Raw genomic sequence first — 22,222 nt, 5'->3', positions numbered from 1 at the left:
CTATTCTTTTAGGTTTGTCTAAACTTTTTGCTTTAGTCTTATGTGAGAGATTTTCTTTCGGAAATGTTTCAACCATGACAAGAAGAAGGAATAATAGAACTATGAACGAACAAGGAGGCCATTTGATGGATTCGATGAGAGCAGAGCAATTATACAAAATGCCGCAATGCATGAGTGAATACGACGATTTAGAAGAAGTTCTTTTATGCAGTCCTATTTATATGGAAATCAAACAAATTATCAACGAAACACAGAAACATTTTGCGAAAGAAAATATTTCTCAAATGAAAGCAGTCGCTCAGCATAAAGAATTGATCCAAACGCTTAAAGATCATCAAGTACGGCCCATCCTGCTCCCAGCGAATGACCGCTTCCCTGAGCAAGTCTTCACTCGGGATATTGGGTTTACGATTGGACATACACTGTTTGTTTCAAAGATGGCCGCTCCGGTTCGGCAAGGGGAAGAACAATGTCTAAAAGAGTGGGCACAGGCAAACGGGTTATCAGCTGTCACCTTGACAGACGGAACGATTGAAGGCGGCGATGTGCTTGTGGATCAGAACCGTGTGTTTGTTGGCACGAGCAAAAGAACTAGTCCAACCGCAATCTACCAGCTCAAAAAGGAACTGCCGGATCACGACATCATTCCAATTCACCTTCCTCCTCACATTTTGCACCTTGATTGTGTGATGAATATTCTGTCTCATGACGAGATATTCATTTATCCTGAAGCGTTCAAGCAAAAGGATCTCCAGCTGCTCAAAACGTATTATCATTTTGTTGAAATCAGTGAACAAGAGCAATTCACACTTGGACCAAATGTTTTATCCATTGGGCAGAAAAAAGTGATCAGCTTGCCAAGCAACCAAGAAACAAATGCTGCATTAATCTCTCACGGGTACACCGTTATTGAAGTGGACTTTTCTGAAATTATTAAATCTGGCGGCTCGTTCAGATGCTGCACATTACCTATTCGGCGTTCATCTATTAAAAAAGCCAGCGTGTAGAACAGCTTGTCTACTTGCTGGCTTTTTATCTGGCTTGTCCTATTTTCTATTATATAAATGACAGGCGACTTCATGTCCTTCTTCCACTGCTTGTAATACTGGCTTTTTTTCAGCACACACATCCATCGCGGCAGGACATCTTGTTCGAAATACACAGCCGCTTGGCGGGTTCACTGGACTTGGAATTTCTCCTTTTAAAATAAACCTTTTGCGCTTGTCCTCTACGTCAGGATCTGGAATGGGGATGGCAGACAGCAAGGCTTGTGTATATGGGTGAAGCGGTGTTTGATATAATGCATCACTCGTCGTCAATTCAACGAGATGGCCTAAATACATGACACCGATTCGGTCGCTAATATATTTCACCATCGACAAGTCATGTGCAATAAAAAGAAAAGTTAATCCTTCGTCTTTTTGCAGTTTCTTCAGCAGATTCACGACCTGCGCTTGAACGGAGACGTCTAGTGCAGAAATTGGCTCATCTGCCACAATAAACTTTGGCGCTAAGGCAAGTGCTCTTGCAATGCCGATTCTCTGCCTCTGTCCTCCGCTAAATTCGTGCGGATACCGGGTGGCAAAATCATAGCTTAACCCTACCGCTTCGAGCAGTTCTTTTACGCGGGCAATCCTTTTCTTTTGACTGCCATAAAGCTGATGAATCTCCATTGGCTCCAGCATAATATCTTTTACTGACAGTCTCGGATTTAAGGAGGAATACGGATCTTGAAAGACCATTTGCATTTGCCGGTTGAAATCAAATGATTCTTTTTTAGAAAGGTGGTGAAGACTTTTCCCTTCATATAAGGCTTCACCATCTGTTGGTTCATAAAGACGCATGAGCACTTTTCCAAGTGTGGATTTGCCGCAGCCAGATTCACCAACGAGACCAAAGGTTTCACCTTGTTTCAGCTGAAAAGAGACACCATCCAGCGCTTTTAACGTTCTCCCTTTTGATAGGTGAAAATGTTTTTTGAGGTTGTTTACTTGTAAAAGTGGTTCAACTGTCATGACCGCTCCTCCTCTCGCTTGGTAAATACCGCCTTGCACCTGCCCATTCCTTTTCATATGAAGTGCCAGAAAGGGAAAGCAGTTCAATTTGTCTGCCGGTTTTAGGCGAATGAAGCATCTTCCCGTCTCCAGCGTAGATCCCTACATGGCGGACCGCTCCCTTTCCGTTTTCATTTGCAAAAAACAACAAGTCACCTGGTTCTAAATGGCTTGATGTCACCGGCGTTCCTTGAACTGCTTGGTCACTTGCGTCTCTCGGTAAAAGATATCCGCACGCTTTGTACATGCTGTAAGCAAAGCCTGAACAATCATAGCCAAAGCTGCTCATGCCTCCCCATAAATATGAAAGTCCAATAAATTGTTTTCCTGCGTCTACGACATCTTTGCCGGTCAAAGAGTAAGCATGTGATACTGGGCGTACATCCGCTTTGTTGATTTCTCTTATTCCTACTGGTGTGACAACATAAAATTGATCATCTGTTTCTTTAACTGCTGCCAGCTCTGTTAAAAAACTAATCTCCATATCGGGTTCCCCGTTTTGATAGAGCGTGGCTTTTTTCTGACAAACGATCAGAGATGCTGCTGACGCACTTCCCTCTGTTACTTGGTTTAATTGCTCAACAGGTATATAGCCTGGATAGCCTTGCGGATGTTTCCGGCTGGCCTGCTGCGGTATGACAACTTTCATCCAGCCATCTGCCTCTTCTAATCCAATCACTCGCCCGCCGAGCAGTACTTGAGATTGAATCAAATTTTCTTCACATAAAGCCAACTTTTCTTCATATGTTTGCTGGTCAATCCACTCTTTGATGTTGATGGAGTCCTGAAGTACATTTCGATCGATTTCTCTCGGAGACTGCGGCGCTGTCCATACGTTAGCGACTGGAACCTTTGATTCATATATCATCACGAGACTCCTTTCACCCCTTGAATGCCTAACCCATGATCGAGCGGTAAAAATATGTCTTTTCCTTTGTACACGATTCCTCCGTCTATCATGTCTTCTTTCAGCATAAGCGGCGCATCAAAATCGCAGCGGGTGATATTCGGCTGACTTGCGGCGAAATGTGCCGCTGCTGTAATGCCAAGCTTTGACTCAATCATACTGCCAACCATGCACTGAACACCGTATGCTTCAGCTAGGGCATTGATTTTTAGTGCTTCTTTTATGCCGCCCGATTTCATTAGTTTTAAATTGATCAGATCACAGCTTCTCGTTTCAAGCACTTTGATTGCATCATGAAAACTAAAAATGCTTTCGTCTGCCATAATCAATGTATCAGTTGCTTCTGTCACACGGCGCAGACCTTCGATATCTTCTTTCGGCACTGGCTGTTCTACTAATTCAATATTCAGTGCTTCCATTTTTCGAATGGCTGTGATCGCTTCCTTCCACGTCCATCCTTGGTTTGCGTCGAGCCTGATCTGAATGTCCGGTCCGACTTTTTCTCGAATCCGCTTGATCCGCTGAATATCCGTGTGTATGTCATCTTTCCCCACTTTCACCTTTAACGTCTGAAAGCCTTCGGCTGCGTATTGTTTCGCATCTTCTGCCATCTCGAGCGGACGGTTTACACTGACCGTATAGTCGGTTTCGAGCTGATGACGATATCCGCCAAGATATTGATAAAGCGGAAGTCCTGCCTGCTTTGCTAACCCATCATAAATGGCCATATCGATTGCAGCCTTTGCGCTTGTGTTGCTTGCGAGCACACGGTTCATAGCAGAAAAGATTTGTTCATACTCTGCCAAGGAAGCCCCGAGCAAAATGGGTCTGATCACTTCACAGATGGCATAGTCGATGCTTTCCAGCGTTTCTCCTGTAATCACCGCCGTGGGAACTGCCTCTCCGTAGCTGACGTCACCTTGATCATATGTGATGATGACGATTAGAGATGCTGCGTCATACACCGTTCTTAAAGCGGTTTTAAAAGGCTTTTTTAGCGGTACACTCGTTCTGCATGTATGAACATCCACGATTTTCATTTGATCGCCTCTTTCGCAGCAACGCCTGGAGAAATGTGCAGTTTTTTCCCCTCCGCATCTAGTGCAGCCTGCACGCCCATTGGAATGGCAAAGTTCGGTGATGAATGACCGATCCGAAAGCCGCCGAGTGCAGGTTTCTTTTGCGGCACAATATAGGTTTCCCACAGCTGTTCCAAGGTTAAGGACTGGTCTTTCTTTTTTGGTTCACATTGATGAAAATCTCCAATGATGAATCCTGCCGCATCATCCAGTTTTCCAGCAGAGGTGAGGTGCTGCATCATGCGATCGATTTTATACGGCTCTTCGTCAATATCTTCAATGAACAACAGCTTTCCCTTCGTATCAATTTCAAAAGGTGTACCAAGTGTTGTCACGATGAGGGCAAGATTCCCTCCTATGATGTCACCTGAAGCAGTGCCGGGGTAGAAGGTATGAAGAGGTGACAAGTGGTGCGTATACGTAAAGGCCTTCGGGGCAAACAGCTGCAAAAAGGTATCCTTCGTATACGGATGAACCTCTTCAAGTCCCACATCAGAGGAAAGCATTGGACCATGAAAGGTCACAAGGCCGGTCTGCTGCTGGATGGCCGTATGTAAAAACGTAATGTCACTATAACCCCAAAAGATTTTCGGATTTCGGCGAATGAGATCATAGTCAATGGCTTCCGCAAGTCTTCCAGTTCCGTACCCTCCGCAGGCACAAATAACTGCTTTGACTTCTGGATCTTGAAACATGCCATGAAGATCTTCCACTCTTTCATGATCACGCCCCGCTAAATACCCGTACCGAGAATCGAGATACTTCCCTTTTTTCACCTTCAGCCCGAGGCTTTCTAAAAAGGCAATTCCTTTGGCTAATTTCAATTCATCAGGCGGGCTTGCTGGTGCAATAATCCCCACCGTATCCCCTGTTTGAAGCGCTGCTGGCAGCTGGTTCATGCCAATCCCCTCTTTCTCTTTGTTTCTTTCAATCTATGGGCATCTTCTCCATAACATGAACGAATAAAGGAACAGACGCTTTTTTCCAAAGCGTCCGTGTTTCTCATTTACTACTCTCCATCTACTTGCGCCCATTTCAAATCGATATACCCAACAGGGTGGCGGACAATCCCCTTCACGCCCTCTTTTTGTAAATGGACTTGGTTATAAAAATGAATTGGAATGATCGGTGCTTCTTCCATGAGAAGTGCCTCTGCCTCATGAAGGATGCTGTTTCTCTTTTGTTCATCTGCTTCCTGGCTCGCCTTTTTAATCAGCTGATCATAGGTGTCGTTTGACCATCCCGTCCGGTTCATCGCATTCCCTGTTTGAAAGCTCTCTAGGAAATTGATCGGATCTGCATAGTCTGCTAAAAATGAACTTTGCGAGAATTGGAATTTCAGCGCCTTTTGATCTTCTGCAAATACATTGGCTTCCATGTTCGCAAGCTTCACGTCTACACCCAGCGCTTCTTTTAATTGCTGCTGGATGGCTTCAGCTTTTTTCTTGTTCTCAGGCTTTGTGCTATATGTTAATGTGACGGGCGGCAGCTTCGAATAGTTCTCTTCTTTCAGCCCTTTTTCTAATAGCTTCGCAGCTTCACTCGTATCTTGTTTGACAAGATCGCCGCCAGCTTCTCTGAAATCTTCACCCTTTGAATCTAGAATTCCCGGTGAAACGAAGGCGCGGGCAGGCTTCTCTTTATTCTTCGTTACATAATCCACGATATCTTGCGGATTGATCGCCATTTGAAAGGCTTTGCGAATGTTCTTATTTTGAAAAGGTTCCATGTTCACATTCAGACGATAAAAGAACAGTCCTGCCTGATCTTCAATGTGCACATCTTTATTTTTCAGCAAATTTTCACTTTGTTCTGCTGGGACGAAGGCAGTATCTAAATCTCCCGATTGATACATTTGATAATCAGTGTTGCGATCACTGATCATCAGCCACTTTACCTGATCCAGCTTAACTGATTTTTTGTCCCAATACGTCTCACTTTTTTCCATAGTGAAGCTCTCATCATGCTTCCATTCTGTCAGCTGAAACGGTCCATTCCCAACAAAGGTTTTGGCATCCTTTGCCCAATTTGGGTCCTTCTCAGCTACCTTCTCATTGACAGGGAAAAAGGCAGGGTTTGCGGTCATATTTAAGAATGACTTCTGCGGGTATGCCAGTGTGACTTTTAGCGTTTTGTCATTTTCAGCACTGACTTTTACGTCCTCTTTCTTTCCCTTTCCGCTGTTAAATGCCTCTCCGCCTTCAATCATGTAAGCTAAGAACGATGCAGAGGAGCCTGTTTTCGGATCGAGCAGACGCTTCCACGCATATTCAAAGTCACTCGCTTTCACTGGATCACCATTCGACCACTTGATACCATCTCTTAAATGAAACGTGTACGTTTTTCCATCCTCTGAAATCTCCCATTTTTCAGCCATTGCAGGAGATGGTTCGTGCTTTTCATTCAGTCTCGTTAATCCTTCCATTAAGTTATTCAGCCCTTGCCACGATACATTATTAAAACCAATCGGCGGGTCAAATGACGTCGGTTCATTTTCGTTATTTAAGGTTAATATTTTCTTTTCACCCTTGTTACTTGATGATCCTTTACCTGCTTGCTCATTCGCTGTACATCCTGCGAGCAGCATGATGATGAACAAACAAACACTGATGATCCACCCTTTTTTTCTCATCAAAAACTCCCCCTTTGTGTTGAAGATAACATCGCTTGGTTCGCTCGCTCATCCTGGAGCCAGCAATGCACTGTATGAGTAGGTGATCGCTGCGTTTCATGCGGCATGATATGATCACACACTTTCATGGCAGACGGGCAGCGATCGGTATACGGACAGCCCTTTGGCGGCGCAAATAAATCAGGCGGGCTTCCTTCAATCGGAATCAGTTCATCTTTCATATCAAGTCTTGGAACGGATTGCAGGAGCCCTTTAGTATAAGGATGCTGCGGACTGTAAAAAATATCTCTTCTTGTTCCGACTTCAACCATTTTCCCTCCGTACATGACTGCTACTCGGTCGGCAACTTGGGCTACGACCCCTAAGTCGTGTGTGATTAAAATAATGGTGACACCTGTTTTCCTCTGAATCTCTTTAAACAGCTCTAAAATTTGTGCCTGTATGGTCACATCCAGCGCGGTCGTCGGTTCATCTGCGATCAGCACCTTTGGCTCACAAATCAGTGCCATTGCAATCATGAGCCGCTGCCTCATTCCTCCGCTGAATTGGTGTGGGTATTGCTTTAACCTCTCCTTCGGCTGCGGAATACCAACCAAATCAAGCATCTGTATGGCGGCTTCTTTCACTTCTTTTTTCGTCAGCTTTTGATGTTCCTTCGCCGCTTCCATCAGCTGATCTCCTATTGTCAAGGTTGGGTTGAGTGCCGTCATCGGATCTTGGAAGATCATCGAGATATCGACACCTCGTATGGCGCGCATTTCTTTTTCAGATAATGACAGCAAGTTGCGGTCTTGAAACCAGATTTCTCCCTGATCAACATGCGCGCTGTATGCAGGCAGAAGCCTCATAATACTTTGTGATGTCACACTTTTTCCGCAGCCTGATTCTCCTACAATGGCTAAGGTTTCTTTTTCATAAACATCGACATTCACTCCGCGTACTGCTTGAACTGAACCGCCGTATGTTCGAAAGCTGACGTGCAGATCGATAATTTGCAGAACTTTTTTCACAGCACCATCACCTCTTCATCTTTGGATCAAGCGCATCTTGCAAGCCATCACCTAAATTGTTAAAGCAAAACATCGTGAGTGAAATAAAAAATGCCGGGAAAAATAAACGCCACCAATGTCCATTGTCTGACAGCACAGTCGGCAAAGCATCATTGGCCATCACGCCCCAGCTTGCAAACGGCGCTTGAATACCTAAACCGAGAAAGCTAAGGAACGCTTCAGCAAATATCGCGGTCGGCACAGTGAGGGTCATCTGGACGATAATCGGCCCCATCGTATTCGGCAGAAGGTTGCGGCGAATGATCCGCAGGCTTTTGGCACCAAAGGTTTTGGAGGCAAGGACATATTCCTGGCCTTTCAGCTGAAGAACCTGACCTCTCACAATTCTTGCCATTCCAATCCATCCTGTGACAGTGAGCGCTACAATAATGGTGACAAGCCCTGGCCCCATGAGCACCATCAATAAAATGACGACAAGTAAATAAGGAAGTCCGTAGAGCACCTCGACAATCCGCATCATGATATGGTCATAGCGTCCGCCTTTATAGCCGGCTATGCCCCCATAAATCACACCGATGGCAAAATCAATCAGGGCTGCCATGACGCCCACAAATAACGAAATGCGTGCTCCGTACCAGGTACGTGTGAACACATCTCGCCCAAGCTCATCTGTTCCGAACCAGTGAGCAGCCGAGGGCGGCAGATTTTGCATCGAAAGACGCTGCTCTGTCACACTATTTGGCGCAAGCAATGGGCCTAAGATTGCCATGACAAAAAGAAAAATCAGGACCGATAGACTAAACATCGCAAGCTTATTTTGCTTCAGCCGCCTCCATGTATCAGCCCAATAGGAAAGAGAGGGTCTTTTAATGGCATGGGCTTCCGTTTTCTTTTGCTCTCGAGGAGAAAACCATTCGTCCGGGACTTCAGGATGCCTGTTCGGTGGATCATGCTGAAGGTGTATACTCATGCCTTTCCTCCTTTCTGATGCAGCTGAATCCTCGGATCAAGGAGACGATACGCCACATCGACAATGAAGAGAAGTGTGATTAAAATAATGCTGTAAAAAACAGTGGTTCCCATGATGACAGGATAATCACGGTTGTTAATGCTCTCGACAAAGTATTTTCCCATTCCAGGAATGGCAAATATTTTTTCAATGACAAAACTTCCTGTTAAAATACTTGCGACAAGTGTTCCAAGAATGGTCACAACGGGTAAAAGTGCATTCCGAAGCGCATGCTTAAATACAATTTTTAAAGGAGAAAGTCCTTTTGCTTTGGCAGTACGGATATAGTCTTGCGACAGCACTTCAATCATGCTCGATCTCGTTAACCTGGCGATAATGGCCATTGGCCCGACAGCAAGGGCGATTGTAGGCAGCACCATATGCATTGGACTTGTCCACATCGCTGTAGGAAAGAGCTTCAAATTGACAGCAAGCTGCTGGATTAATAAGGTAGCAAAAATAAAGTTTGGAATGGATATACCGAAAACAGCAATGGTCATAGCGATGTAATCAATCAAACCATTATGCCGGAGGGCAGCCATGACCCCTAGCAGAATGCCAGAGATGACAGCAATCAATATTGAGATAAGACCAAGTTCTAATGAGACTGGGAAGCCTCTCGCCAATAGATCATTGACACTTTCAGAAGGCTTTTTAATGGAAGGACCAAAATCAAAGGTAACAATGGATTTTAAATAGATGACATATTGAACATAGAGTGGTTCGTCTAAGTGATAGTAGCTTTCGAGGTTTCGCTGGACGGTTTCGTTTGTATTTCGTTCTTCATTGAAAGGCGATCCTGGGATGACCTTCATTAAAATAAACGTTAAAGTCGTAATCGTTAAGATCGTGGCAATCATCGCAATAAAACGCTTGAGCAAAAAGCTGGCCATCTACTGTCTCCCCCTCGCTTAACAAAATGTTGTACGTGCGGCAAGCTCTGTCATGACAAGCATCGCTTGATAGGCTTCTAATATATTCTCAGCTTGGTACGTCACCATTGTTGTTCCTTCTATGATGGCAGTACCCGGCATTAAATTCGCCCATTCAGCTTGTCCATAGTTGGCAAACTCAATCTTAAGCAGCGGCTGATCAGGAGGCGTCAGCGGCTTCATTTGATCAATCTGTTTCATCGCGGCTTCCACTTGCTGCGAGATTTGTTTATTGACTTTGGCTGGAGGTAAGCATTTCACAGCAGATCTTGAGATGGTCTCTTTCACCGCTACTGTTTTCACACCAGGCATCAGCTTTTCTGCCTCTAGTGCTGCTTGATCATCCCCGCAAACAAGAATCACTGGAACACCATAGTAGCCTGCAACATACGCATTAAAACCCATTTCACCAATTGGATGATCATTTATGTAAAAATGTCTGACCCCAAAAATCATACTGTGCGACATCACACCTTTCATTGATGCTCTTGCATGATAGCCTAAAAAAACAGCTGCATCATAGGTTTGATCCAACCCTTGCACCATGGAATAAGGCTTTACATCACCTGATATGAGAACTGCCTCTTCATGCAGTTCTTCGATCAAAAGATTATTCATTTTAGAATGACTGTCATTCACCAAAATGTCGGTGGCACCATGCTGAATAAGCGCCTCTACACAGGCATTCACTTCACCTGTCATAATACGTCTGCCCCGCTCATAGTTATGCTGGCGTGAATCAACAAATGTATGATCAGCTAGACCAGTAATTCCCTCCATATCGACAGATAGATAGAGCTTCATTCCCATCCCCCTTTAATTAAACATAAAATTTGTGTATATTTTTCTAAATTTTCTAAAAAATTATATGAGAACTTGATTGATTTTTCAATACAATGTCTGAAAATAAGGAATTTAGACTCAGATAATACAGGTCAAAAGACTATTTCAGAAAGGATTTTTTTAACAAATAAAACACCACTAACTATGTCTTTAGTGGTGTTTATCCGCTTCATTAATCTGCGATTTCAGCTGTTCATATTTCTTCATGGTTTGTGTAAATAAATCATCAAACATCTGAGGTGCCTGCTGTTGAATGACCTCAGCACCTTCTCCTGTAATTCCCCCTTTTGTCGCCACTCTATCGACAGTTTCAGCAAAGGTGAGACCTCGTTCTACAAGGATCTGGCCTGTCCCTAAAAGGGCATACGTTAAAAATTCATTCGCTTCCTCTAAGGAAAGATCACTATTTCTCACAGCGGCTTTCGCCATTTCTTCAAACAGAGCAGCAATAAAACCAGGAGATGAGCTTGTCAAATTGCTTGCCGCATCAAACCGGTCTTCCTCTACCTCCCTGACGATGCTAAAAGCTGAAAGCAGACGGTGTAAACGTTCTTTGTTCTCACGCCCTGCGGCTGCACCATGTGCAACAAGGGATACGCCTGTCCCAACAGCTGACGTAAGTGTTGGGATGTATCTAGACACTGGCTGTGTTGTATGTGCTTGTAACTTTTCTAATGTCACAGCTGCTGCTACTGACACAATATGTACCGCTTTCGCTTTAGATGGCAGCTGATCTAGAACATCTAGTACAGCAAGCGGCGGCACGCAGACAAACAATATATCACATGACGCAGAAAGTTCGTCTAATGAACAAATGCTGATTTCTTGGTACTTTTCTTGAAGCTGATGCAGGCGTTCCGTTTCACTTCTTGTATGGATCATGATTTGATGAGCATCTAGCACCCCATTTTCCAACCACTTTTGCACCATCATATCAGCCATACTTCCATATCCAATAATTCCGATTGTCTCCACAGTTTAAACTCCTCTATTTGCTAAGATTCACTACTTATTTTAACAATTTCCCACAATGTTTTCATTTTTATCCCACACTTTTTTCTTACGATAAAATCAGTCACCACCACATACGGTAAAACACCTTGAACACATACATGAAAAAATCAATGAAAGAGAGTGATTCGGATGACTCACAAAGATGACAAACAAACTATTGAACAACCTCAAAAACAGAAGAAGCCAAATGGCTGGTTTAAACCATTCGTCAGCGGTGTTGTAGGCGGTATATTAGCGTTAGGTGTCTACGTTCTTACACCGTATGCTCAGCATTCATCAAACAGCACTGCAAATGATTCGGCAGCGAAAACAGAAGCAGTATCGACAAATCACACGAATTCGTCAAAAACAACAGCCGTCCAAACAGCAAATTCATCAAACAGCATTTCCAGCATGGTCGAAAATGTATCACCAGCAATTGTCGGCATTACAAACTACCAAGCACAAACTCAAACAGACACGAGCTTTGGCGATTTCAGTAACCCTTTCGATGAATCACAGCAAAACAAAAGCAGTCAAGAGGAAGAAACCGGTACAGGCTCAGGAGTGATTTTCAAAAAATCAGGCAATAAAGCCTATATCTTAACAAACAACCACGTCATTGAAGGGGCAAACAAACTCACCGTATCCTTACACGATGGCAAAACCATTGAAGGAAAACTGGTCGGAGCTGATCCGCTCACTGACCTAGCTGTTGTGGAAATTAGCAGCAGTCATGTGACGAAGGTGGCGGCATTAGGCAATTCCTCCTCACTGCGTGCTGGAGAAACTGTCATCGCAATCGGAAACCCGCTTGGTGAAGACCTTTCAAGAACGGTAACACAAGGAATTGTCAGCGGTGTCGATCGAACAGTCTCTATGAACACATCAGCAGGCGAAAGCAGCATTAATGTCATTCAAACAGATGCAGCCATTAATCCAGGTAACAGCGGCGGCCCGCTTCTAACGACAGACGGAAAGGTTGTGGGGATCACGAGTATGAAAATCTCTGAAACAGGTGTGGAAGGCATTGGATTCGCGCTGCCAATCAATGATGTCAAACCAATCGCTGATCAGCTTCTCGCAAAAGGAAAAATTGAACGTCCATATATCGGCATCAGCATGCTGGATCTCGAACAAGTTCCAGATGTGTATCAGAAAGAAACACTCGGACTTAAAAGCAGTCAGCTCGATCAAGGCGTGTATGTCAAAGAAATCGCCGCTGGCTCACCTGCCGCCAAAGCAGGCTTAAAGTCAGAGGATGTCATTACCGCCATCAATGGAAAACAAATCAAAACTGGCAGCGAATTACGTCACGAGCTATACACGAATACAAAAGTAGGAGACACCGTGAGCATCACCCTCATTCGAAACGGAAAACAAGAAACGAAACAGGTCACATTAACACAATCTGAATCTAAGCAAGTCAGTTCCTAATGAAAAAACAGCTCAGTTATGAGCTGTTTTTTTATGACGATTGAATTGGCGTTAATCTTTGTTCAATTTCTGCTCGTTTATGCTCTAGGAATGGCGGAAGGGCTAATTGATCGCCAAGTACATCCACCCCTTCATCAACTGTAAACCCAGGACCATCTGTTGAAATTTCAAATAAAATACCATTTGGCTCTCTAAAGTAAAGAGCTTTAAAGTAAAAGCGTTCTACAACACCAGAGTTCGTAAAGCCTGCTTTTGATATTTTTTCATACCATTTTTCAAGCTCTTCTGCATCCTTCACGCGGAATGCGACATGATGCACACTTCCTCTGCCGGAACGTTCAGAAGGCCCTTCTGTTTTTTCAATCACATGAATTTCTGTTCCAGCACCGCCATTTCCTGACTCAAAAATGGTCACGATCTCACCATCATTTGATTGTTCACGTGCTCTTTCGGTGAAACCAAGGATGTCTGTTAAAACACGGATCGTCTTATCAGCTTCTGCAACAGTTAATTCAACTGGACCTAAACCTCTAATCGCATACTCTGCAGGGATATCGTCATGCACTGGCGGTGAGCCTTCTTCTTGTGCGTTCGGTTCTACTGTTAAAAACAGCTGCTGCCCTTCTGGATCTTTAAAACGCAAGGCAGGTCTTCCGCCTCTCAAGGAAGCTGTTTCTTGCTGTACGCCTTTATCTTCAAACCGCTTTTCCCAAAACGTGAGTGCCTCTTCAGAAGAAACGAGAAGGCCTGTGCTTGTGATCGCATTTGTCCCTTCCAAACGGCGGGCAAGCATTGGAATCTCAAAGAATGTAAGCTCTGTTCCTGGTGAGGCAACCTCATCTCCATAAAACAAGTGATACATAGACGGGTCATCTTGATTGACTGTTTTCTTTACAAGTTTCAAGCCAAGAATTTGGCGATAGAAATCAACATTCTTCTGAGCATTGGCTGTTAACGCAGATACGTGGTGAATCCCATTGATTTTCATTATTTTCACTCCTATTTTAAATTATCTCGAATTCGAGATAATATCCTTATGAATAAAATAGTTCATTTTTCAAGAAAAGTCAACCATTTGACTGTACGTTTACTGGATGTTCGGTTTCCGGCCATTAAATTAACATTAAATCGAAAATATTCTTTCATCGTTCGTTTTTAACACAACATTCACCCTAATATCTCCAATAAACGAACACTTTCAATCACAAATACGAAAATCAGAAAATTTTTTTAATTCTTGTTTTCCTAAAATCGTATTACAATGAACAAAATACATGTCACAGTAACGTACGAAAGTGATGCAGGAGGTCGTGTGTAATGAACAAAGAACAACCAGCGTTAAAACAAGACATCGGCTTATTTTTCGCCCTATCTCTTGTCATCGGGACCATTATCGGGTCAGGCGTCTTTATGAAGCCAGGCAACGTCCTTTCCTATTCAGGGAGCTCAGACATCGCATTATTCGCTTGGCTGTTAGGTGGAATCTTAACCCTTGCAGGCGGACTGACTGTCGCTGAAATTGGTACACAAATCCCGAGAACCGGCGGTTTATACGCCTATCTTGAAGAAGTGTATGGTGAATTTTGGGGCTACTTATGCGGCTGGGTGCAGATTATTATTTACGGACCCGCCATCATTGGTGCACTTGGTCTTTATTTTGGTTCATTATTAGCCAATTTATTTTCGCTTTCGACTTTATGGTCTACAACGATCGGCATTATCACCGTTTTATTTTTATGTATCATCAACATCATGGGAACAAAATACGGCGGATTTGTTCAGGGGCTGACCACTATTGGAAAGCTTGTCCCAATTGCCGCTATTATTGTGTTTGGCATATGGAAAGGTAACGAAAACATCTTCATGGCTGTCAACGATAGCATCGCTCAAATGAACTTCGGTGCAGCGATTTTGGCTACGTTATTTGCTTATGATGGCTGGATTTTACTTGCTGCGCTTGGTGGAGAAATGAAAAACCCTGAGAAACTGCTTCCTCGCGCGATGGCAGGCGGAATTTTAATTGTGACGGCTTGTTATCTCTTTATTAATGTCGCACTTTTGCACGTGCTCCCAGCTGATCAAATCGTCCAGCTAGGTGAAAATGCGACGAGCACTGCTGCTACCATGCTCTTTGGACCAATTGGCGGGAAAATCATTAGTATTGGGATCATCATCAGCATCTTTGGCTGTTTGAACGGAAAGGTTCTTTCATTCCCACGTGTGATTTTTGCAATGGCAGAACGAAAGCAGATTCCTTTCGCCAACGCGATTTCCCGTATTCACCCAACGTTTAAAACACCTTGGATCGCTGTATTTGTGCAAATTTTGATCGCCATTGTGTTTATGATCGTCAGTAATCCCGAGAAGCTCTCTGAAGTATCGATTTTCATGATTTACATCTTTTATGTCATGGCCTTTTTCGCCGTCTTTAAGCTGAGAAAACAAAACAGCGGAATGAAGCGTGCGTACAGTGTACCACTTTACCCGCTGACACCAATCATTGCGATTATCGGTTCATTATTCGTCTTAATCAGCACCATGATCACCGATTGGAAAAGCTGCCTGATCTCCATGCTGATCGGGATGGCTGGACTGCCTATTTATTATTATATGAAAAAAACACAAAATAAAGCAGAGCACTAATCAGTGCTCTGCTTCATTTTTTATATTGTTTGATTACTTTGTATGATTCGTTTAAATATCTCATGAGCCGGTATGGCTTACTAAGCACGCGGATTGGGAGCCTTGAGATAAATCCATTCAGGTTCGACTTATATTCCTGCGTGATCCGCTTTGGCTTTGTCGCTATTTTTTCATATACTTCTTTGTAAAATTCCTTCATGATGTCGACTTGCACACTGATCTTTTGATGACACTCTGTACACTCAACGCTTTTCATCTGATCATTCACATAAACGATGCTGTGGAGGGTCTCTTCTTGGCACCGAGTACAATGTAGGTTTGCTTCCATTTCGGTTTTCTTCAAGATACACAGCTCCTTTCTCGTTTGATGTTGCTCTTGTTATACCATTCGAACGCTGCAAGCCTTTTATTGCACGGATGCTTCCTTTAAAATGGCTGCCGCCGTTAGTTCGTCTGTCACCAGTACTTGGATGAACCCACCATTTAAAGCCCCTAAAATACTTTCAGCTTTATGGGTTCCTTCTACAACAGCGATGACCGTTTTGACGCTCTTTAATTGTTCCAGCGATAAGCCTATGACCTTTTGATTCAGTTCATCTTGGACAGGTTTTCCTGCTCCATCAAAGAAACGAAAACCAATATCACCAACAGCCCCTGATTGCCTTAAACCAGATAAATCCTCTTCTTTTAAATAACCGACTGTTTTTAAAGTCGACCCTTTATGCGGGTTGCCAATACCGATGAGGGCAATATCCACATTTCTGCCTTCTTCAAGCACAGCTTCTATGTCCTGCATCGCCATTAGCCGTTCTTTTAATTCTTCTGTTTCTAAAATCGCAGGGGCATATAAATAGGAACACGTGCCGTTCATTTTCTTTGCCAGCTCATATGCCAGCTGATTGGCATGAATATCGACTGCCTGCCTGCCCATTCCGCCCTCTAAAGGAATGACCTTCACATCGTTTCTTCGTTCAAACGGATATTCTTTGACAAGCTCAGCAAGCGTCGTCCCCCATGAAATACCGATTTTCTCCGCATTTTTCATGTTTTTAGACAAATAATAGGCGCCTGCTTGACCGACTGCCCGCTTCACCATCTCGGACATTGTCCCAACACTTGGGACAACGACCGCATCTGTTAATTGAAAGGTTGTTTCCAGCTGCTTCTCAAGTTCCACTGTATGAATGCTTTCGTCTTTAATGTACACTTCAACGATTCCCACATCTTTTGCTTTTTGTAAGAGCTTTGAAATGACTGGTCTTGAGACATTGAGCTTTTTTGCAATTTCTTGCTGCGTCCACCCGTCTGTATAATAAAGATGAGCAACTTTGACGAGCTGTCGTCTTTCTTCCCAATTCAGCATGTGACATCATCCTTTTAATATACTATGATTACCAGTATATCAAACATTCGTTTCCAATTGGAACAATTGTTATGAAAATGACAAAAAGAGCGATTAACTCTCCGCTCTTTTTCCCTCAGTATATTTCGGCTGATACGTTCTCCCACCGTCTAACAAGATAATTTGTCCGTGCAAATAACTCCCCTCATCACGTGTGAGAAATAAAGTGAGTCCTGCAATATCATCAGGCTTTCCTAACCTTCCGATGGGAATGAGTGATTGCAGCTGCCTTTTCTCCTCAACAGTCGGATAGAGTGTATCAAGCATTTGAGACTCAATCACGCGGGGAGCAATCACATTGATGCGTATATGATGGGAGCCTAGTTCCTTTACGAGCGATCGCATCAATCCAAAAGCACCTGCTTTTGATGCATAATATTGAATACCGCCGCCTGAGCCGGTGATGGCCGATCCCGATCCAATAATGACAACACTGCCTTCCTGCCGCTCACACATATAGGGTGCCAACGCTTTGATGCAATAGTAAAGACCATATAAGTTCACAGCCAGTGTCTTCTTCCAAAGTGAAAAATCGACTTCTAAAAAAGGCAGAGATTTTGTCATTCCTGCTGAATACACAAGATGAGCAATACCGCCCAGCTCCCTTTCAGCTGCTGATATCATTTGCTGAACACTTTCCCACGATGAAACGTCAGCTTGAAATATCAGCAGCTGAGGATACTGTGTCTTTAAGAGCGAAAGTCCCTTTTCATCTATATCTGACACAGCAACTGGCTGTCCTTCTTTTAAAAAACGCTCAGCTATTTCTTTTCCGATCCCTTGTGCTCCGCCAACGATGAGAACTGGTTTTTGATCATTAGCCAGCGCTCTCACCCCCATCAAGCATAATCGCCACGCCATCTGTAAATGCACCATAGGATGTACTGAGGAACACCGTCATATGTGCCACAGTCTCCTTGATTTGCTCTGTATCAGGAACCAAATCGAGAGGCGGAGGCAGCAGCGCAAGCACCCGAATGCCTTTGTCTTTAAATTCTCTCGCTAACCCTTTTGTCATGGCATTCAGCATAGAATTCGAAGTAGCATGCGAGATCCCGCCATCTCCTGTGATACTGCCTGATGACGATATATTAATGATGCAGCCTTGCTTCTGATCAACCATATGCCATACGGCAGCCTGACTGGAAAGAAAGACGGTATTCACAGCCGATTCCACTTCATCTACCCATCCATCAGGGCTCACGTCATCAAGCTCTGCGCACGCTCCTTGCTCTGCTTGATTGACCAGAATATCCAGTTTACCGCATGTATCAATCACTTGCCTCAGCATCCGTGTCGCATCATGCGGCGTTTCAAGCGGGTTCTGAATAATACTCGCTTGACCGCCCATTTTTTGAATGTCTTCACGAATGGTTTTAGCCTTTGATTCATCATGAAACGTGTGTAAAAAAACATGTGCACCTGCCCGGGCTAAAGCCAGGCAGATGGCTTCTCCAAATCCATCTGTGCTACCTGTCACAAGTGCCGCTTTCTGATGAAGCTGGACGTGCACACGTATCTCCTCCCTATCCCTTGTTTGGCCATTATTTTCTCAGCTTACTCACGATATCAAGTGCTGCTTCATAAAAACCTTCTGAGATGGTCGGATGCGGATGAATCATTTTCGCCATCTCTTCTGCTGTTCCTTCTAAATACATAAAGGAGGAAGCTTCTGAAATCATCTCTGTGACGTGCGGGCCAACCATCGTCGCGCCAATCACTTCACCATAGGCTGTATCGTATACCAATTTAATAAAGCCTGTTTGCTCACCTGCCGCTAGTGCTTTACCGCTTGCCGCTAAATCAAATCGTTCTGCCCGCACGTTAAGTCCTTTGGCTTTTGCCTCTTTCTCAGTCAGACCGACACTTGCTACCTCTGGTAATGTATAAATACATCTAGGCATGATATCAGCATTCATTTTTTCAGACACACCGCAAATATTACTGACCGCAACAGCGGCCTCTGCCATCGCTGCATGAGCCAGTTGATAGCCGCCCGCAACATCCCCAACTGCATAGACACCTTCAACGCTTGTCTGCATCTTGTCGTTCACCTTGATAAAAGGACCATCCAGCTGAAGATCAAGCTGGCTGACAGCAGAAACAGCAGGTCTTCTTCCTACACAAACAAGCAGTCTTTCAGCCGTAAAGATATGCGTCTCCCCTTTATCGTCTGATGCATGAACCGCTTTGACTCCTTCGCTTTCCGTTACCTCTGTCACAGTGGTTTTCTTCGCGATATGGATGCCTTTTTTCTTTAATTCTCTTTCTAGCAGCTTAGATGCTTCCTCGTCTTCTTGCGGAATAATGGACGGAGCTGCTTCAATAATCGTGACTTTTGATTGAAGGCTCTGGAAGATACAAGCCAGCTCAAGTCCAATGACACCGCCGCCAATGATGACGACAGAAGCAGGAATATCTGGGATGTCAAAGATCGTATCACTTGTGTCAAATTGAATGTCTTTAAGGCCCGGTATTGGCGGAATAGCGGGTGAAGATCCAGTGGCAATCATGAGCTCTTTCGTTTCAATCAATTCTGAACCATCTTGTTTTTCAATCTCAATCTGGTGTCTTGTCACAGCTGTACCTCTGCCGTTATATACATCAATCTTTCCTTGCTTTAATAAAAAGGCAATTCCGCCTCTGAGCTTTTCAATGACGTCATCTTTGCGCTTTCTCATTTTATCGAAGGAAAGGACCAAATCACCTGTTTCAATTCCCCAGCTTTTCGCCTTCTCAATTGATTCAATGACTTCTGCATGTTTGAGCAGTGTCTTTGAAGGAATGCAGCCCCGATTTAAACAAGTACCGCCAAGAAAATCCTCTTCAATCAATGCGACCTTCCGTCCACGCTCAGCTGCTTGAAGGGCGGCAGTATACCCGCCAGGCCCTCCGCCAATGACTGTCAGATCATACGTTTTCGTCATCCGATTCATCTCCTACATTAGCAATTCAAATGGTTGTTCAAGCACTTTTTTAAGGTCTGTTAAAAAGGCAGCCGCTGGTGCGCCATCTACCACTCGGTGATCAAACGATAAACTAACGCCCATCATCGGCCGCACCTGAATTTCTCCATCTACCACAACAGGTTTTTCTTGAATGCGCCCAACGCCTAAGATCGCCACTTCTGGCTGATTGATAATCGGGGTAAAGGTATCAATGGCATACATACCTAAGTTACTAATGGTAAAAGTGGACCCTTTCAGCTGGTCTGGCAGCAGTTTTTGGTCACGTGCGTTTCGGCCGATTTCTTTCGCCTCTTTTGTCAGCTGTTTTAATCCTTTTTGGTTCGCATGAGAAATGACTGGAACCATTAAGCCATCTTTTACAGCGACAGCGAGACCAATGTGCACATCATCATGGAAATGGAGCTCATTTTGTTCAAACGTCATATTGATATGCGGGTGGCGCGTGAGTACATTGCTGACCGCATGAATGATAATTTCTGTGAACGACAGTCTGTAGCCTGTCTCTTTTTCAATCGCTGGCAATAGCTGTTTGCGTACTTCTTTTGCTTTTGTCATATCGATTTCACTTGTTAATGTCACGTGCGGTGCTGTAAAGGCACTTTGTGACATACGATCAGCGATCACTTTTCTCATGCCAGCTAGTTTTTGTGTTTTCACTGGAGAAGACTCAGCTGTTTGTGCAGCTGCTGCCGTTACATCACTCTTCATAATTTTTCCGTGCGCACCAGATCCAGCAACATTCGCTAAATCGATTCCTTCACGAGCCGCCACTTTCTCTGCTAGAGGTGACACGCGCTGGTCTTTCTCATTAGAGTGGACAGCCGCCTCGACGTCCCGCTTTTGAACTCTGCCTTTAGGTCCTGTGCCAGATACCTCATGAATTGCCACATGATGATCCTTTGCCGTTTTTCTCGCCGCAGGAGTGGCACGCACTTTTTCATTAGGTGTTTTTGGGGCTTCAGTAGAACTGGATGAAGCCGTGTCTGATGAAGCCGATTCGCTGCTGCCGGATGAATCTTCATCTGATTGTGCTGGCGGTTCGCTTGGCACCTGTTCATTTGTCTCTCCGATATATCCAATGACAGCATTGACTGGAATTTGATCATCGGCTTCATAATATTTCTTTAGAAAAATACCATCATCATAGGCTTCCACTTCGATATTGATCTTGTCTGTCATAATTTCAAAAAGAGGCTCACCGATTTCAACCGAATCTCCTTCTTCTTTAAACCATTGAAGCAAGGTGCCGACTTCCATCGTACTGCTTAGCTTCGGCATAAATATCTCTTTTGGCATGATCTTCTCCCCTTTACTTAAGAGCGCACAAGCTCTTTTGCTGCTTCAATAATATCTGGCACTTGTGGAATGACCGCTTTTTCCAGCGTCGGGTTGTATGGTATTGGAACCGCAAGACCGCCAAGTCGTTTAATTGGAGCATCTAAGTAGTCAAAGGCTTCACTTTCCGCTATCATACTTGCAATCTCTCCGCCATAGCCACCTCGTTTTACCGCTTCATGAACCACGATACATTTACCTGTTTTCTTCACAGATTCGATAATCGTTTCTTCATCTAATGGGACAAGTGTTCTTGGGTCAATGATTTCCACATCGATTCCCTCTGCTTCTAGTTCCTTCGCCGCTTCTAACGCTTTGTGAACCATAATCGCTGTTGCTACAATCGTGACGTCTTTCCCGCTTCTTTTCACGTCTGCTTTTCCTAGAGGAATTGAATATTGCTCTTCAGGCACTTCACCGATTGTTTTATATAAAAGCTTGTGCTCGTAGAAAATGACAGGGTTGTCATCATCCATCGCTGCTTTTAAAAGACCTTTTGCATCATAGGCTGTTGACGGCTGAACCACTTTGAGTCCTGGAATATGTGCCATCCACGCTTCTAAGCTTTGTGAGTGCTGCGCCGCTGCACCCGTTCCTGATCCTGCTGGTGTTCTTACAACGAGCGGCACCTTCCCTTTTCCGCCAAACATGTATCGTGTTTTGGCTGCTTGGTTCACAAGCTGATCCATTGCGATTGTAATAAAGTCAGAGAATTGAAGTTCTAAAATCGGACGCATACCGGTTAAAGCCGCTCCGACTGCCCCACCTGCGATGGCTGCCTCTGAGATAGGTGTATTGCGAACGCGCTCTGGCCCGAATTCTTCAATCATGCCGCGCGTGACCCCAAAAGCACCTCCATATACGCCAATATCTTCACCTAAAATGAAGACATCTTGGTTTTCTCTCATTTCCTGACTCATAGCCTCTCGAACGGCTTCTAAATATGAAATCTCTCTCACTGTTGTTTTTGTCACGTG

Annotated in this window: 21 protein-coding genes; 3 read left to right on the top strand and 18 right to left on the bottom strand. The window is 44.2% G+C overall.

Features of this window, described 5'->3' with window-relative positions:
- Positions 1-125 precede the first annotated feature (125 nt).
- A complete protein-coding gene (locus tag AMR95_RS17055; RefSeq protein ID WP_058838948.1) occupies positions 126-1,007 on the top strand; it encodes a dimethylarginine dimethylaminohydrolase family protein in 882 nt (293 codons plus the stop codon).
- A 39-nt stretch (positions 1,008-1,046) separates the two neighbouring features.
- Here AMR95_RS17055 and AMR95_RS17050 read toward each other — a convergent pair whose 3' ends face one another.
- The 10 genes from AMR95_RS17050 to proG form a co-directional block, all read right to left on the bottom strand.
- Complete coding sequence (locus AMR95_RS17050) at positions 1,047-2,015, bottom strand: ABC transporter ATP-binding protein (protein ID WP_039177986.1); 969 nt, start codon at positions 2,013-2,015, stop codon at positions 1,047-1,049.
- Positions 2,005-2,922 (bottom strand): C40 family peptidase, encoded by a 918-nt coding sequence (locus AMR95_RS17045; RefSeq protein ID WP_058838947.1) that lies wholly within the window; start codon positions 2,920-2,922, stop codon positions 2,005-2,007. The genes AMR95_RS17050 and AMR95_RS17045 overlap by 11 nt, the downstream gene beginning before the upstream one ends.
- Positions 2,922-4,001: a dipeptide epimerase gene (locus AMR95_RS17040; RefSeq protein WP_058838946.1), complete on the bottom strand. Its 1,080-nt coding sequence runs from the start codon at positions 3,999-4,001 to the stop codon at positions 2,922-2,924. Before AMR95_RS17040 ends, AMR95_RS17045 begins: the two co-directional genes overlap by 1 nt.
- On the bottom strand, positions 3,998-4,939 hold the full coding sequence (locus AMR95_RS17035; protein ID WP_058838945.1) for a S66 peptidase family protein: 942 nt from the start codon (positions 4,937-4,939) through the stop codon (positions 3,998-4,000). The genes AMR95_RS17040 and AMR95_RS17035 overlap by 4 nt, the downstream gene beginning before the upstream one ends.
- Before the next feature lie 110 nt (positions 4,940-5,049).
- The gene (locus AMR95_RS17030) at positions 5,050-6,672 is read right to left on the bottom strand and encodes a peptide ABC transporter substrate-binding protein (protein WP_039177980.1); all 1,623 of its coding nucleotides are present in this window, start codon (positions 6,670-6,672) and stop codon (positions 5,050-5,052) included.
- The gene (locus AMR95_RS17025; protein ID WP_058838944.1) at positions 6,672-7,682 is read right to left on the bottom strand and encodes an ABC transporter ATP-binding protein; all 1,011 of its coding nucleotides are present in this window, start codon (positions 7,680-7,682) and stop codon (positions 6,672-6,674) included. Before AMR95_RS17025 ends, AMR95_RS17030 begins: the two co-directional genes overlap by 1 nt.
- Before the next feature lie 7 nt (positions 7,683-7,689).
- Positions 7,690-8,652, bottom strand: a complete 963-nt coding sequence (locus AMR95_RS17020; RefSeq protein ID WP_058838943.1) for an ABC transporter permease — start codon at positions 8,650-8,652, stop codon at positions 7,690-7,692.
- Positions 8,649-9,584, bottom strand: a complete 936-nt coding sequence (locus AMR95_RS17015) for an ABC transporter permease (RefSeq protein WP_039177974.1) — start codon at positions 9,582-9,584, stop codon at positions 8,649-8,651. The genes AMR95_RS17020 and AMR95_RS17015 overlap by 4 nt, the downstream gene beginning before the upstream one ends.
- Before the next feature lie 18 nt (positions 9,585-9,602).
- Positions 9,603-10,427, bottom strand: a complete 825-nt coding sequence (locus tag AMR95_RS17010; protein ID WP_047203042.1) for a M55 family metallopeptidase — start codon at positions 10,425-10,427, stop codon at positions 9,603-9,605.
- Between the two features lie 189 nt (positions 10,428-10,616).
- Complete coding sequence (gene proG / locus AMR95_RS17005; RefSeq protein ID WP_058838942.1) at positions 10,617-11,441, bottom strand: pyrroline-5-carboxylate reductase ProG; 825 nt, start codon at positions 11,439-11,441, stop codon at positions 10,617-10,619.
- A 168-nt stretch (positions 11,442-11,609) separates the two neighbouring features.
- Here proG and AMR95_RS17000 point away from each other — a divergent pair, with 168 nt between their 5' ends.
- A complete protein-coding gene (locus AMR95_RS17000; RefSeq protein ID WP_058838941.1) occupies positions 11,610-12,896 on the top strand; it encodes a S1C family serine protease in 1,287 nt (428 codons plus the stop codon).
- Between the two features lie 31 nt (positions 12,897-12,927).
- On the opposite strand, the gene AMR95_RS16995 is transcribed toward AMR95_RS17000, so the two are convergent.
- Positions 12,928-13,884: a ring-cleaving dioxygenase gene (locus AMR95_RS16995; protein ID WP_047203045.1), complete on the bottom strand. Its 957-nt coding sequence runs from the start codon at positions 13,882-13,884 to the stop codon at positions 12,928-12,930.
- Between the two features lie 329 nt (positions 13,885-14,213).
- On the opposite strand from AMR95_RS16995, the gene AMR95_RS16990 reads away from it, so the two are divergent.
- Positions 14,214-15,539, top strand: a complete 1,326-nt coding sequence (locus AMR95_RS16990; RefSeq protein WP_039177966.1) for an APC family permease — start codon at positions 14,214-14,216, stop codon at positions 15,537-15,539.
- 13 nt (positions 15,540-15,552) lie between these two features.
- Here the strand turns inward: AMR95_RS16990 and AMR95_RS16985 are convergent, their stop codons facing one another.
- The 7 genes from AMR95_RS16985 to AMR95_RS16955 form a co-directional block, all read right to left on the bottom strand.
- Positions 15,553-15,882, bottom strand: a complete 330-nt coding sequence (locus tag AMR95_RS16985; protein WP_024426788.1) for a hypothetical protein — start codon at positions 15,880-15,882, stop codon at positions 15,553-15,555.
- Between the two features lie 63 nt (positions 15,883-15,945).
- A complete protein-coding gene (locus tag AMR95_RS16980) occupies positions 15,946-16,902 on the bottom strand; it encodes a sugar-binding transcriptional regulator (protein WP_058838940.1) in 957 nt (318 codons plus the stop codon).
- 93 nt (positions 16,903-16,995) lie between these two features.
- Entirely contained in the window at positions 16,996-17,781 is a 786-nt protein-coding gene (locus AMR95_RS16975; RefSeq protein ID WP_058838939.1) for an SDR family NAD(P)-dependent oxidoreductase, read from the bottom strand.
- On the bottom strand, positions 17,759-18,454 hold the full coding sequence (locus AMR95_RS16970; protein ID WP_058838938.1) for an SDR family NAD(P)-dependent oxidoreductase: 696 nt from the start codon (positions 18,452-18,454) through the stop codon (positions 17,759-17,761). The genes AMR95_RS16975 and AMR95_RS16970 overlap by 23 nt, the downstream gene beginning before the upstream one ends.
- A gap of 31 nt (positions 18,455-18,485) precedes the next feature.
- Positions 18,486-19,868: a dihydrolipoyl dehydrogenase gene (gene lpdA, locus AMR95_RS16965; RefSeq protein WP_058838937.1), complete on the bottom strand. Its 1,383-nt coding sequence runs from the start codon at positions 19,866-19,868 to the stop codon at positions 18,486-18,488.
- A gap of 12 nt (positions 19,869-19,880) precedes the next feature.
- Positions 19,881-21,206, bottom strand: a complete 1,326-nt coding sequence (locus AMR95_RS16960) for a dihydrolipoamide acetyltransferase family protein (protein WP_058838936.1) — start codon at positions 21,204-21,206, stop codon at positions 19,881-19,883.
- Positions 21,207-21,223: 17 nt separating this feature from the next.
- Entirely contained in the window at positions 21,224-22,204 is a 981-nt protein-coding gene (locus AMR95_RS16955) for an alpha-ketoacid dehydrogenase subunit beta (protein ID WP_034281944.1), read from the bottom strand.
- Positions 22,205-22,222 lie beyond the last annotated feature (18 nt).

This window comes from Bacillus sp. G1(2015b) (genome assembly GCF_001482475.1).
Classification (GTDB): domain Bacteria; phylum Bacillota; class Bacilli; order Bacillales; family Bacillaceae; genus Bacillus; species Bacillus safensis.
This window is presented reverse-complemented; position numbering and strand designations above follow the sequence as displayed.